General features: G+C 50.9%; 13 protein-coding genes. 5 read left to right on the top strand and 8 right to left on the bottom strand.

The features are described from left to right. Positions 1-24 precede the first annotated feature (24 nt). Positions 25-1,608: a Na+/H+ antiporter NhaC family protein gene (locus WN56_RS02925; RefSeq protein ID WP_046073530.1), complete on the top strand. Its 1,584-nt coding sequence runs from the start codon at positions 25-27 to the stop codon at positions 1,606-1,608. A 107-nt stretch (positions 1,609-1,715) separates the two neighbouring features. After that, complete coding sequence (locus WN56_RS02920) at positions 1,716-2,297, top strand: thymidine kinase (protein ID WP_046073529.1); 582 nt, start codon at positions 1,716-1,718, stop codon at positions 2,295-2,297. Positions 2,298-2,374: 77 nt separating this feature from the next. On the opposite strand, the gene cspD is transcribed toward WN56_RS02920, so the two are convergent. Continuing rightward, positions 2,375-2,596: a cold shock domain-containing protein CspD gene (cspD, locus tag WN56_RS02915; protein ID WP_046073528.1), complete on the bottom strand. Its 222-nt coding sequence runs from the start codon at positions 2,594-2,596 to the stop codon at positions 2,375-2,377. A gap of 804 nt (positions 2,597-3,400) precedes the next feature. Here cspD and clpS point away from each other — a divergent pair. Both clpS and clpA read left to right on the top strand, forming a co-directional pair. Next, positions 3,401-3,721, top strand: a complete 321-nt coding sequence (gene clpS, locus WN56_RS02910) for an ATP-dependent Clp protease adapter ClpS (protein ID WP_046073527.1) — start codon at positions 3,401-3,403, stop codon at positions 3,719-3,721. Positions 3,722-3,766: 45 nt separating this feature from the next. Continuing rightward, complete coding sequence (gene clpA / locus WN56_RS02905; RefSeq protein WP_046073526.1) at positions 3,767-6,022, top strand: ATP-dependent Clp protease ATP-binding subunit ClpA; 2,256 nt, start codon at positions 3,767-3,769, stop codon at positions 6,020-6,022. A 64-nt stretch (positions 6,023-6,086) separates the two neighbouring features. Here clpA and infA read toward each other — a convergent pair whose 3' ends face one another. The 7 genes from infA to ald form a co-directional block, all read right to left on the bottom strand. Beyond that, on the bottom strand, positions 6,087-6,305 hold the full coding sequence (gene infA, locus WN56_RS02900; RefSeq protein WP_021022425.1) for a translation initiation factor IF-1: 219 nt from the start codon (positions 6,303-6,305) through the stop codon (positions 6,087-6,089). Positions 6,306-6,434: 129 nt separating this feature from the next. Continuing rightward, entirely contained in the window at positions 6,435-7,160 is a 726-nt protein-coding gene (locus WN56_RS02895; RefSeq protein WP_046073525.1) for an arginyltransferase, read from the bottom strand. Further along, complete coding sequence (aat, locus tag WN56_RS02890) at positions 7,160-7,870, bottom strand: leucyl/phenylalanyl-tRNA--protein transferase (protein ID WP_046073524.1); 711 nt, start codon at positions 7,868-7,870, stop codon at positions 7,160-7,162. The genes WN56_RS02895 and aat overlap by 1 nt, the downstream gene beginning before the upstream one ends. A 14-nt stretch (positions 7,871-7,884) precedes the next feature. Beyond that, a complete protein-coding gene (gene cydC, locus WN56_RS02885; RefSeq protein WP_046073523.1) occupies positions 7,885-9,603 on the bottom strand; it encodes a cysteine/glutathione ABC transporter ATP-binding protein/permease CydC in 1,719 nt (572 codons plus the stop codon). Further along, a complete protein-coding gene (gene cydD / locus WN56_RS02880; RefSeq protein WP_046073522.1) occupies positions 9,596-11,365 on the bottom strand; it encodes a cysteine/glutathione ABC transporter permease/ATP-binding protein CydD in 1,770 nt (589 codons plus the stop codon). The genes cydC and cydD overlap by 8 nt, the downstream gene beginning before the upstream one ends. Positions 11,366-11,442: 77 nt before the next feature. After that, entirely contained in the window at positions 11,443-12,405 is a 963-nt protein-coding gene (gene trxB, locus WN56_RS02875; RefSeq protein ID WP_046073521.1) for a thioredoxin-disulfide reductase, read from the bottom strand. 117 nt (positions 12,406-12,522) lie between these two features. After that, positions 12,523-13,647, bottom strand: coding sequence for an alanine dehydrogenase (gene ald, locus WN56_RS02870; protein WP_046073520.1), 1,125 nt, complete (start codon positions 13,645-13,647; stop codon positions 12,523-12,525). Between the two features lie 166 nt (positions 13,648-13,813). Here ald and lrp point away from each other — a divergent pair, with 166 nt between their 5' ends. Beyond that, positions 13,814-14,308: a leucine-responsive transcriptional regulator Lrp gene (gene lrp / locus WN56_RS02865; RefSeq protein ID WP_046073519.1), complete on the top strand. Its 495-nt coding sequence runs from the start codon at positions 13,814-13,816 to the stop codon at positions 14,306-14,308. Positions 14,309-14,375: the final 67 nt, after the last annotated feature.

The raw sequence follows: 14,375 nt of genomic DNA, 5'->3' as shown, positions 1-14,375 counted from the left end.
AACCACCTGGTTGACACTGAGATCATGAACTTAACAGATTTTTCTTCATCCGCTTTATCACTGCTTCCCCCTTTATTGGCGCTAGGCCTCGCGATTGCCACACGACGGGTTTTATTGTCGTTGGGCATGGGAATCGTACTGGGTACTGTATTACTGACCGATTTTTCTTTCCTCTCTTCTGGACAGTACTTACTTGAGGTGATCACTGGGCTATTTATTGCTGATGGAGGCTTAAATAGCTGGAATTTAAGTATTCTCGCGTTTCTTATTTTACTCGGTATGATCACTGCGCTCCTGTCTCTTTCTGGAGGCACACGCGCGTTCGCCAATTGGGCGCAAAGTCGGATCAAGAGTAAACGTGGGGCGAAACTGCTCGCCGCTTTTCTCGGCGTATTTATATTTGTCGATGATTATTTCAACAGCTTAGCGGTGGGCGCTGTTTCTCGCCCCGTGACAGATAGATTTCACGTCTCTCGAGCGAAACTGGCTTACATCCTTGACTCCACGGCAGCCCCTATGTGTGTGATCACGCCAGCATCAAGCTGGGGAGCCTATATCATTACCGTGATTGGCTCGATTTTAGTGGCGCATGGTGTGACGGATTACACGGCGCTAGGGGCATTTGTCACCATGATCCCGATGAACTTTTACGCCATTTTTGCCTTACTCTTAGTGTTTGCGGTGGTTTGGTTTCAACTGGATATTGGCCCGATGCGTCAGTTTGAATATCAGGCGAAAAAAGGCAGTCGATTGGGCGATGAAAGTGAAAACTGCGCTGATATCTGCGATGACTTAGGGATTGAAGAAAGTGATAAGGGCAGCGTGGCTGATTTGGTTGCCCCCATTATTATGCTAGTCGTGGCGACGGTGGGGGCGATGCTATATACCGGCGGGCAGGCCTTGGCCGCTGATGCACAATCCTTTTCTCTCCTCGGCGCGTTTGAAAATACCGATGTCGGTATGTCGTTACTGTGGGGTGGACTGGCGGGTTTAGCTGTGTCCTTAGTGATGACAGGTAAACAAGGTATTGCGGTATCAGATATTGCGAAAACCCTTTGGGTGGGCGCAAAGTCTATGTTTGGCGCGATCCTCATTCTGTTATTTGCTTGGTCAATTGGCCATATTATTGGTGATCTACAAACAGGCAAATATTTGTCGTCCTTAGTTGAGGGGAACTTACCGGCGCAACTCTTGCCTGTGGTGCTCTTCTTGCTGGCGGCAGTGATGGCCTTTGCAACAGGGACGTCGTGGGGGACGTTCGGTATTATGCTTCCTATCGCGGGCGATCTTGCCGCGGCGACAGACATTGCTCTGATGCTACCTATGCTCTCAGCAGTATTGGCGGGGGCGGTATTTGGCGATCATTGTTCACCAATTTCTGATACCACTATCTTGTCTTCAACAGGGGCACGATGTGGACATATTGACCACGTCGCCACCCAGCTCCCTTATGCTATTGGCGGGGCGCTTGTCTCAACCGTAGGCTTCATGGTGTTAGGCTTTACCGCGTCACTTCTTTGGTCCTTGATGGCGACCGTGTTTGCGTTCGTTGCACTATGTGCTGGGTTAATGTGGCTTAAAAAGCGACCGTGTAAATTGGTCGGTTAATTATCTAGCCTCGCCTCGGCGGGGCTTTTCTTTTTCTGCTAGTGCGGTAGCATGCCTGTTTATTTAATCCAGTTCGCCCACAACGGGCATTACGTGTAGAGACAGTTATGGCTCAGTTATACTTTTATTATTCGGCAATGAACGCGGGTAAGTCGACCACCTTGTTACAATCGGCCTTTAACTACCAAGAGCGCGGTATGCAGCCTCTACTCTTTACCGCCGCGATTGATAACCGCTATGGGGTCGGAAAAATTAGTTCGCGAATTGGCTTAGAAGCTGATGCCCACCTGTATGACAATCAGACGTCGCTATTCGAGCACGTTGCGACTATCTTGGCGCAAGAGAAAGTTGACTGTTTATTGATTGATGAGAGCCAATTTTTGACCAAACAGCAAGTCCTTGAGCTCACTGATGTGGTGGATAAGCTGCGGATCCCAGTATTGTGTTATGGATTAAGAACGGATTTTCGTGGTGAGCTGTTTGAAGGGTCGCAGTACTTGTTGGCGTGGGCTGATAAGCTCGTTGAACTGAAAACCGTATGCCATTGTGGACGTAAAGCGAGTCGAGTTATTCGCCAAGATAGCGAGGGTAATGCCATTGCGGATGGTGATCAGGTGGTGATTGGGGGCAATGAACGTTATGTTTCTGTGTGTCGCCGCCACTACAAACAGATGCTTGGGTTACTCTAGACGGCATTGAGTTCGGTCAAACACAACAAAGGCGAGCGGTAAGCTCGCCTTTTCCATTTGGCCGACCGGATTCAGCGCTATTTAGCCGCTTCTTGATCGACTGGCACAATTTCACTGGCATGGTAGCCTTTTGGTCCTTCCTGAACCTCGTAGTTGACGGTTTGTCCCGCCTTTAATGTCTTATATCCGTCCATCTGGATGGTAGAATAGTGGGCAAACACATCGCCTTCTCCTTCTACCGGACAAATAAAGCCAAATCCTTTTGCATTGTTAAACCATTTTACTGTACCAGTTTCCATGCGACACATCCTTCTTGCATCAAACTTTGCATACCTGCGATAAACGCGTTCATTCCACCTCATCAATCCCAGCAGCGTGGCACCGTTGCCATCACTGATATGATTGAATAGAAGTGACATGGTTAGTTTACCTACCACATGTTTCACTTTAGTAGATACTTTTAGGCAGTCAAGTGTGGGGTATAACTTATAACAGTAATGTAATATCGAATCGAAAAAGTGTGAGGAAGTGGCAATTATTCATTCAACAACAGACATCTTAATTGCATAGTTTTTTAGATTTTTCCCTGGATATTTTCGCTATAAACTCGTGTGATTACAGTGATAGATGCGCTATTACAGGGCTGAACTATTACTTTTTATTCTAATAACTTGCTCTTTAGCCCTTAAGTGTTTGGATTGGCATGATCGCTACTGGCATTACGCAAGGAGTACGCCTGCTTAAAAATGATCATGGAGTGAATATTGTCGAATCGAGAGAGGCGTGTACCTATTTCTCACCTGTCGCGCTTGACGCGATCCACCCACACGTTATTTGCTAGCCGGACTGCCTTGTTTTTTATGCATTTTGATGCAGTGAGCGATGACACGTTCGTGTGCGCGCAGTGAACGAAATGCGGCGTCAGACACTATTACACAATACAGTGCTTAACAATTGCTCAGGCAAACGGTGTTCGCAATGAAAAGGTTGCTGGAATACAATCTGTGGCTTAACTTTAAGTATAGGTGGACGGGAATCGTGGATGGCAGTAGTGCCCCGCCACATCACTTACCGAGACACCCTAACAATGCATTGAATGAGTTATGAGTAATTGGAACCAGTGGGGTTTGCCTGACGCAGAGGCCGAATCGTCAGAAAAAACCAAGTTGCAACCGCCATCAATGTACAAGGTGGTGCTAAATAATGATGACTATACTCCGATGGAGTTTGTTATCGATGTGCTCCAGACGTTTTTTGCCATGGATGTGGACAAAGCGACGCAAGTCATGCTGACGGTGCACTATGAAGGAAAAGCGGTCTGTGGCGTATTTACCGCCGAGGTCGCTGAAACGAAAGTGGCACAGGTAATGATGTATGCCAAAGAGCATGGCCATCCGCTACTGTGCACGATGGAGAAAGCTTAGCCGGCTCCATCACGCTTTAGCGCGGTTTTTGAGGGAGGTGCCTTTATGCTTAACAAAGAACTTGAAGCCAGTTTGAATGGCGCGTTTGCACGTGCGCGTGAAAAACGCCACGAATTCATGACGGTGGAGCACCTGCTTCTCGCGTTGATCGAAAATGCGGCCGCGCACGATGCGCTGGTCGCGTGCCGTGCAGATTTGGAGGCGCTGCGCAAAGAACTTGATGCGTTTATCGAACAAACCACGCCGCTGATCCCTGCGGACGATGAGTCGCGGGAAACGCAGCCAACGCTAAGCTTCCAGCGAGTACTCCAGCGGGCTGTTTTTCATGTGCAGTCATCCGGTCGTAGCGAAGTAAGCGGTGCGAACGTGTTGGTGGCCATCTTTAGCGAACAAGAGTCCCACGCCGCTTACCTGCTTAAAAAGAACGACGTGAGTCGCCTTGACGTGGTCAACTATATCTCCCATGGCACCACGAAAGATGAAGGCGACGATCTGCCAAGCAGTGACATGGGCGCCGATGAGGCCGGTGCGGAGCCGGGTGAAGACCGGTTGGAGAACTTCGCGACTAACCTTAATCAGCTCGCGCGTGTTGGCGGTATTGATCCGCTAATCGGTCGTGATAAGGAACTTGAGCGCACCATCCAGGTCCTGTGTCGCCGTCGTAAGAATAACCCCCTGTTGGTTGGCGAAGCCGGGGTCGGTAAGACGGCAATTGCAGAAGGGCTCGCATGGCGCATTGTCGAAGGGCAAGTGCCAGATGTAATCAAAGATTGCGTGATTTATTCGCTCGACATTGGGTCTCTATTAGCCGGGACCAAATACCGTGGTGACTTTGAGAAGCGCTTTAAATCGATCTTGAAGCAACTCGAAAAAGAAGATCATGCGGTGCTCTTTATCGCCGAGATCCACACTATCATTGGCGCAGGTGCTGCCAGTGGTGGCCAGGTAGATGCCGCAAACTTAATTAAACCGCTATTGAGTAGCGGAAAGTTACGCTGTATCGGCTCGACGACCTACCAAGAGTATGGCTCTATCTTCGAAAAAGAGCGGGCACTGGCGCGCCGTTTCCAGAAAATCGACGTGATTGAGCCCTCTATTGATGACACCACTAAAATCTTGATGGGGCTGAAACCCAAATACGAAGCCCACCACGAAGTGCGTTATACCAATAAGGCCATTCGTGCTGCTGTGGAGCTGTCGGCGAAATACATTAATGAGCGTCATTTGCCAGACAAAGCGATCGATGTGATCGATGAGGCGGGGGCGCGGTGTCGTATGGCGCCAGCCAGCAAACGCAAGAAGACGGTCAATGTCCCTGATGTTGAGAGTATGATTGCGAAAATGGCGCGTATTCCTGAGAAGTCGATTTCTTCGTCAGATAAAGATGTGCTGCAGTCGCTGGATGACAAGCTGAAAATGTTGGTGTTTGGTCAAGATACCGCCATTACTGCATTGTCTGAAGCGATCAAGTTAAGCCGCGCAGGACTGGGCGATGAGAATAAACCGGTCGGCTCTTTCTTGTTTGCCGGGCCTACCGGGGTCGGTAAAACCGAGGTCACGGTACAATTGGCCCGCGCGATGGGCATTGAGTTGCAGCGCTTTGACATGTCGGAGTACATGGAACGTCATACAGTGAGCCGCTTGATTGGTGCTCCCCCAGGCTATGTGGGATACGATCAGGGCGGGTTGCTGACCGATGCGGTGATCAAGCACCCATACAGTGTAGTGCTGCTTGATGAAATTGAGAAAGCACACCCAGACGTGTTCAACCTGTTGTTACAGGTGATGGATAATGGCACTTTGACGGACAACAACGGACGCAAAGCCGATTTCCGCAATGTTATCTTGGTGATGACGACCAATGCTGGCGTGGCCGAGACGGTGCGTAAGTCGATTGGCCTGATTCAGCAAGACCACAGTCATGATGCAATGTCCGAAATTAAGAAGGTGTTCTCGCCAGAGTTCCGTAACCGTTTGGACAACATCATCTGGTTTAATCACTTGGATGAGCAAGTTATCTTGCAAGTGGTGGATAAGTTCATTGTCGAGCTACAAGCTCAGCTGGACGCCAAGGGCGTGTCGCTTGAGGTGACGTCAGAGGCTAAGCGCTGGCTAGCGGAAGAAGGCTATGACAAGGCAATGGGAGCACGGCCGATGGGGCGCGTTATCCAAGATAACTTGAAAAAGCCACTGGCTAATGAGCTGCTGTTTGGCTGTCTGGTCAATGGAGGGACGGTTCGTGTGGTATTGAAAGATAACCGGTTGGACTTCCAATTCAGTGATCAAATGGAACCTGCTTAACCAGCTTGAGGCGAAAAAGCAAAACCCGGCATCGCTGCCGGGTTTTTTGATCGCGTTCGGAGGATTAACGCGAACGGAAAACGATGCGACCTTTGGACAAATCGTAAGGGGTCATTTCAACAGTGACTTTGTCGCCGGTCAGGATGCGGATGTAGTGCTTACGCATCTTGCCTGAAATGTGGGCAGTCACCACGTGACCGTTTTCTAGTTCTACGCGGAACATAGTATTAGGCAACGTATCGAGTACGGTGCCTTGCATTTCAATTACGTCTTCTTTTGCCATTGAATCCTCTTAGGCCTCTTCTGGTAGCCAATTTTTTGACCGACAGATAATGCCTCTATTCTGAAAGTCTGTAAAGTTCGGGTGCGAATTTTACCCTGTTGGGGCGCTCCTTGCTAGAAAAAATAGCCACTATTGTGGAATAAGCGGCCAGGAAAACGCCCGCCACTGCTGGTTGATAAAGCGTTGATGTGGATAATAGTCCGCCTTATAACGCATCGCTGGACAGGTGTCGATTTGATAGCCCAAGTAGAGCCAGGGTAAATGGAGTGAATTTGCCAGTTGTAGCTGTGCCTGAATACTGACGCGTCCAAGAGAGAAGCGGTGCTCTGGTTCGAAAAAGGTATAAAGCGCACTTAACCCATCGGCGACGACATCAGTCACGGCGATGGCAACCAGGGTGAGTTGGTTATGATCGCGTTGATACAAATGGATAAAGCGCGGGGATAACCAGTCACTACCGATAAAGTCGAGAAAATCTTGGCGCTTGGCAGGGTACATATTGCCATCAGCATGACGAGTGGCGATGTACCGTTGAAAGAGTGCAAACCAGTTCTCATCAAGCTCATCACTCACTTTAATCTCTAGGCGATTAAGCTGGCTGCGATGACGCTTTTGGCTTTTTGAGGGGTGATATTTGGCCACATCAATCCGAAGCGCTTGGCAGGCCTGGCATTGAGGACAGTGCGGCCGGTAAATAAGGTTACCACTGCGACGAAAGCCAGCGGCTAACAGTGCAGCATATCGCTCGGGCGTGTGGTAATCCGCCGACATCACCACGGCCAGTTGCTCTTGCTGGTGAGACAAGTATTGGCAAGGTGCTGTAGGCGTGACGCCTACCTGGATCCCCACACTCATTATGGTCTCCAATCTGCAATCTGCTGCGGTTGGCAGCCCTGGATAATGGAGTGATCGCGATGAGCGTGCAGCGCGGCGATAAACGCGTCGCGTGTCCAGGGTTTGGCGCCCAAAGAGGCTAAATGTGGGGTCATCATCTGACAGTCAATGTAGTGCCCCCCTCGTTGCGCGAAGAATTGGCTAAATTGCCAAAGGGCAAACTTTGACGCATTGGTCGTGTGGGAAAACATGGATTCACCACAGAACACACGGCCTACAGAGACACCGTAAAGCCCGCCGACAAGGTGTGCTCCGTCCCACACTTCCACACTGTGGGCATCGCCTTGCTGATGAAGCTGGCAGTAAGCGGCTTGCATCTCATCGGTAATCCAGGTCTGTTCAGGTCCACGAATAGTCGCGCAGGTAGCGATCACCGTCTCGAATGCGCGATTGAACGTGATGGTATACGCAGACTTTTTGGCGGCTTTACGCAAACTGCGGCTGGCGTGAAAATCAGAGGGCTGAAGGATGGCGCGTTCACTCGGTGACCACCACAATAAAGGGTCATCTTCGCCAAACCAGGGGAAAATACCACTGCGATAAGCCGACATTAGCCGCGCAGGTGATAGATCTCCCCCAATGGCGAGCAAGCCATCGGGGTGAGAGAGCGCCTCATTCACGGGCGGAAAGCCGACATCATTTTGCGCTAAAGGGGGTAAAAAGAGGGTCATCGTACACTCTCTTATTACAAGCGGTTCATGAGTTGTGCATAGCGACCGTTACGTGCCAGCAAGTCTTGGTGCGTGCCTTGCTCAATAATGCGGCCTGCATCCATTAAACACACTGTGTCCATATGTGCCAAGCCAACCAATCGATGGGTAATGATCACCACGGTTTTATCCTGACAATGGTCTTGCAGTAAGGATAGGATCTCTGCTTCGGTTTGCACATCCAGTCCTTCCGTTGGCTCATCAAGCAACATAATCGGCGCGGGGTGCAAGAGGCCACGAGCAATCCCCAAGCGGCGGCGCTCGCCCCCAGAGAGTTGTCGTCCGCCGTCGCCCAACCATGCGTCTAGCCCTTGGCCTTTGAGCAGCCCGGTTAAGCCGACGCGGTGCAGGGCAGAGGCGAGATCATCGTCTGATGCCTCTGGGCAAGCGAGGGTAAGGTTGTCGCGCAGTGTGCCATTGAACAAATCAACGCTTTGTGTCACCACAGACATGGCGTCACGCAGCGCGGTTTCTTGCCATTGCATTAGAGGCACCCCATCAAGGGTGATTTGACCTTGGGTGGGCTCCCACGCGCGGGTGAGCAAGCTCAATAAGGTTGACTTACCACATCCCGTCCTTCCTAGCAGTGCCAGTGTGTGTCCCGGTGTCACGTGGAGCGAGATATTTGAAACCGCGTCTTGTGCCGCGCCTGGGTATTGGTAACTGACGTTATCAAAGCAAATATCGCCGACGGCAGGGCCAGTATGTCCGTGGGAAGGGAAGGGGACACTGGGGGCTCGCTCGGTGATCGCATTCAGTCGTTTGGCAGCGGTAAGCGTTTTACCCAGATATTGGAACGCGGCGGTAATAGGCATCATCAGCTCAAAGCTGGCCATGGTTGTAAAGGCGACCATCGCGATCAGTGGGCCTGGCATACGCTCACCGACACCATCTGCTGCGAGCCAAATCATCATCACCAATGTTAGCCCTGTGGCCGCGACGAGCACGGCATTGGCCAATCCGGTAATACGCGCCATATTGGCTTGTGCGTGAAGCATCGCTTGCTCGCTGTCATCGATGCGGGCGCGATAACGGTCACGTGCGCCAAATAAAGCCAGCTCGGCGTGGCCTTGTAACCAATCTAGCAGTGCTATGCGTGTGGCTGCGTTTTGCTCCAATTGAGCACGGCCTTGATCGTTACCCAAGCGATAAAAAAGGATGGGCAGCCCAATCAGTAACGCGAGCAAGGTCAGTCCAAGCGCCATGCCAAGCCTTGGGTCAAACCACCCCAGGAAGAAACTCACCGCCAGGATACCGACGATACCGACCATCATCGGGCTGACTAGGCGCAGATAAACGTGGTCCATGGCATCGACATCGGCGACCATGCGATTAAGCAAATCGCCATCACGCATATTCAGCCCTTGATCAGGGACTAACGGGGCGAGTTTGCGAAAAAATGACACGCGCAAATCTGCCAATAGTTTGAAGGTGGCATTGTGGCTAACCACACGTTCGGCCCAACGACCAAAGGTACGACCAATAGAGAAGCCACGCACACCCGCGGCAGGGAGCATGTAATTAAAGGTAGCGATACCCGCCAGGCCTGCAACAGCCGCAGCGGCAATAAACCAGCCGGAGAGGGTGAGTAGGCCAATAGCAGCAAATAGTGTGGCAAACGCCAGTACCATGCCTAAACTCAAACCAAACCAGTGGCGCTTATAAAGGCGAAGATAGGGCAGTAGTTCACGCATCGAGGTTTCTCCTATCGGCGGAAGCCAGCATCTCTGCCAGCGGGCCCGAGTCAGCCAGACTGTGATATGGGCCTTGTTGCACGAGTTTCCCATCCATCATTACCCAGACTTGGTCACTGTTGGCGAGTGAGTCCAAACGGTGCGATACCTGTATACAGGTTTTATCTTGTGTTGCTGCACTCAAGGTTTCCAGCACGCGATTTTCGCTATGTGCGTCTAGGCTTGCAGTCGGCTCATCCAGTACCCAGAGGGCGCCATCTTGTAATAACGCTCGCGCGACGGCAATACGCTGTGCTTGACCCACCGATAACCCCCCATTTCGGTCACCGACAGGGTGGGCTAAGCCGTCTGTCAATCGCATCACAAATTCATCCACGTACGCTTGCGTCATCACCTGATTAATCATATCTGGCGTTGCCTCAGGGTTGGCCAGAGCAATATTGTCGCGGATACTGCCGTGGAAAAGTTGCGGATTCTGCCCGACCCAACTGATCGATTGGCGCCAGTGGCTGATGGAGAGATCACGGCGTTCGCAGCCATTAATGGTGAGGCTACCACGGTAGGGCAGAAAACCAAGCAGGGCGTTAAGGAGGCTGGATTTGCCTGCGCCACTGACGCCAATGAGCGCAATCTGCTCGCCTGGCTGAACGGAAAAACGCATGGGCCCAGCCAATACGTGGCCGTCGGGACTGAGTACCTCCAGGTCGTGCGCGATAATCGCGACGGTGGATAAATCAGGCGTGGCCTCACCTTGAGTGCCGGTATCTGGCTGAGCGTCCAGGAATTCAACGATCGACTCAGCCGCACCAATCGCTTGCGCCTTGGCGTGATAAAAGGTGCCGAGATCGCGCAACGGCTGATAAAACTCGGGGGCGAGCACTAAAACAAATAAACCGGTAAACAGCGAAATGGAGGCGCCATAGTGACCAAAGTCGAGCTCACCAATAAAGCTAAAGCCGAAATAGACGGCGACAACGGCGATGGAAATAGCGGTGAAAAACTCCAGCACGGCCGATGATAAAAAGGCGAGGCGAAGCACTTCCATGGTGCGTTGACGAAACGTGTGTGACGCGAGATGAAGCTGCTCGGCCTCCGCTTCGACGCGGTTAAACAGCTTGAGTGTGGGCAGTCCACGCAATCGGTCGTAGAAGTAACCGGATAAACGTTGCAGTGCCTTAAAGTTTTTTCGGTTGGCATCAGCGGCTTTAATGCCAACTAAGGCCATAAAAAAGGGGACCAACGGTGCGGTCACTAAAAAGATCAATCCTGAGGCCCAGTTGATTGGGAAAACGGCGACTAAGATCACCAACGGGATCAGGACGGCGATGGCCATTTGTGGTAAATAACGGGCAAAAAAGTCTTGTAACTCTTCCACTTGCTCTAAAATCAGACTCGCCCAACTGCCTGCTGGGCGCCCTTGGATACTCACCGGCCCCAACGCCTCGAGACGATTCAGGATTAAATGACGAATATGTTGGCGAATCGCTTCACCACAGCGGTAACCCGTTTGCTCTTTCGCCCAACTGCATAGCGCACGCACTATCACGACAACAGCCAGGGCAAAAAAGCTTGGGAGTAGGGCAAATTTATCCGTTTGTTCAATAATCAACTGGTGCAGCAGGTGGGCAAGAAGTGCTGCCTGGGCAATCAAAAGCACACCGGAGAGGAGTGCAATACTAATCGTCGCAACTAACCAGGGTTTGGCTAACGTGCTCTGCGACTTGAGCCATTGGGTTAGCGCCCGCTGTTTAGATTTATCCATATCGTCTTATTGTTTTATGAGAGCCTACAAATAGGCTGGGCAGGCCACCGAACGGCAGCCTGCATGAGAGCGTGGGCTTACTGATTATTTGCCAGAGCGTCGAGATAGCGCTCGGCATCTAATGCGGCCATACAACCGGTGCCTGCAGAGGTGATCGCTTGACGGTAAACATGATCCATCACATCACCAGCAGCAAAGACACCTTCAACGCTGGTTTGGGTGGCGTTGCCATTAAGGCCCGACTCGACCTTGATGTAGCCATTTTCCATCTCTAATTGACCCGCAAAAATATCGGTGTTGGGTTTATGGCCGATAGCAACAAACACACCCATCACATCCAGTGTTTCGGTTTCATCACTTTGGGTGTCTTTCAAGCGTGCTTGGGTCACGCCCATTTCATCGCCTAAAACTTCATCCAACACGCGATTGGTATGAAGGACAATATTGCCGTTGTTGACTTTATCCATCATGCGGTCAACGAGGATTTTCTCGGCTCGGAAGGTCTCGCGACGGTGAACAACATGCACTTCTGAGGCAATATTCGACAAGTACAAGGCCTCTTCGACCGCCGTGTTACCACCACCGATCACCGCGACTTTCTGGTTGCGATAGAAAAAGCCATCACAGGTCGCACAGGCTGAGACGCCCCGCCCTTTAAATGCCTCTTCAGATGGAAGGCCAAGATATTGCGCAGAGGCACCGGTAGAAATAACCAACGCATCACAGGTGAACTCACCGTTATCACCTTTTAAGCGGAACGGGCGTGAGGATAAGTCCACGTCATTGATGTGATCAAAGATAATCTCAGTCTCGAATTTTTCCGCATGGGCTTTCATGCGTTCCATCAATGCCGGTCCTGTCAGTCCCTCAGGATCGCCAGGCCAGTTTTCAACGTCGGTGGTGGTGGTCAGCTGGCCACCTTGTTGCATTCCGGTCACCATCACAGGGTTTAAGTTAGCGCGCGCGGCGTAAACAGCGGCCGTATAGCCAGCCGGGCCTGAACCCAGGATCAATAGGTTCGCATGCTTAATGTTACTCATTCACGTCTCCGAGCAGGAAAGAGGTTCGTTTTTGAATGGACTGATTGTAGGTAAATTAGAAAGGTAAAGAAAGGGCACCGTGATGGTGCCCTCGATTTCTATGATTGGCGTGGCCGATTAATGTGCCGACTTCAGTGCGTCCATTGCGTCAACATAAGGTAAATCAAAACCTTCTGCGACTTCTTTGATGGTTACTTGACCGCCAATGACATTCAGACCATTACGTAGATGCGCATCTTCGACCAAGGCATCACGATAGCCTTTATTCGCCAGCTTGACGATATAAGGCAGTGTGGCGTTGTTCAGAGCGACAGTAGAAGTACGTGCTACCGCGCCAGGCATATTGGCAACACAGTAGTGAACGACATCATCCACGATATAGGTGGGATCTGCATGGGTTGTCGCATGTGATGTCGCGAAACAGCCACCTTGGTCGATAGCGACGTCCACCACGGCGGCGCCTGGCTTCATACGCTTAATGTGATCTTCGTTAACCAGCTTGGGTGCAGCAGCACCTGGGATCAGCACGGCACCGACAACCAGATCGGCGTTCAATACGTGTTGTTCAAGGGTTTCTTCTGTGGAGTAGACCACTTTGGCACGCCCTTGGAACTCTTCATCTAGGCGACGTAAGGTATCGACATTTTTGTCGAGAATCGTGACGTCAGCACGCAGACCAACGGCCATACGAGCAGCGTTCGAGCCGACAACACCACCGCCTAGTACCACGATTTTCGCCGGCTCGACTCCAGGTACACCGCTGAGCAGCATGCCCGAACCGCCGTGTGATTTTTCTAGCGCTTGTGCACCTGCTTGAATAGACATGCGGCCGGCGACCTCAGACATGGGTGCAAGGAGTGGCAATCGACCTTTAGAATCTGTTACCGTTTCGTAGGCAATACAGATGGCTTTACTTTTAATTAAGTCTTCTGTTTGCGGAAAATCTGGTGCAAGATGCAAATAGGTGAACAAAATCTGTCCTTCGCGGAGCATCGCACGCTCAACGGCTTGTGGCTCTTTCACTTTGACGATCATCTCTGCTTTGGCAAAGACGTCAGCAGCAGTAGGAAGGATAGACGCGCCGGCGGCTTTATAGTCGTCGTCAGAGAAACCAATACCGTTACCTGCGTTGGTCTCAATGTAAACAGAGTGGCCGTGAGAAATAAGCTCGCGAACACTCGCTGGCACCATACCAACACGGTACTCATGGTTTTTGATTTCTTTTGGAACGCCAATGATCATGCTGTCACCTCTTGTTTATTCAGTGTTATCGGCTGGCTTGTTATTGATATTGTCAATTTTCAGGCTAGTATAAAGGCAACAAACCAGCATTTGATGCTAAAGATCATTTAGATGTTATTTAATTTGGTATATCTTTTTGCAAGGAAGTAACAAGGTGGAATAAAAAATGGTAGATACCAAAAAAAAGCCCTCCAAGGAATTGGACCGCATTGACCGCAACATCCTGAACGAGCTCCAAAAGGATGGGCGAGTCTCTAACGTTGAGTTATCAAAACGTGTTGGTCTTTCTCCTACCCCCTGTCTAGAACGTGTACGACGTCTTGAGCGTCAAGGTTATATCCTTGGCTATACGGCACTGCTTAACCCCCAGTATTTGGATGCATCACTGTTGGTGTTTGTCGAAATCACACTCAACCGCGGCGCGCCTGATGTGTTCGAGCAATTTAACAAAGCGGTGCAAACGCTTGAGGACATTCAAGAGTGCTCGTTGGTGTCAGGGGATTTTGACTACCTGCTTAAAACACGAGTAGCGGATATGTCGGCTTATCGCAAGTTATTGGGTGAAACTTTGCTGCGTTTGCCCGGCGTGAATGACACCCGTACATATGTGGTGATGGAAGAGGTTAAACAGAGCAATCATCTAGTTATCCATACCCGTTAGCCAGGTGATGAAAAGGGGTGCGATGCACCACCTATCGAGACTGAAGCCGAGCGTCATGCTCGGCTTA

Origin of the sequence: Salinivibrio sp. KP-1 (assembly GCF_000968645.1) — a bacterium.
In the GTDB taxonomy this organism is placed as follows: domain Bacteria; phylum Pseudomonadota; class Gammaproteobacteria; order Enterobacterales; family Vibrionaceae; genus Salinivibrio; species Salinivibrio siamensis.
This window is presented reverse-complemented; position numbering and strand designations above follow the sequence as displayed.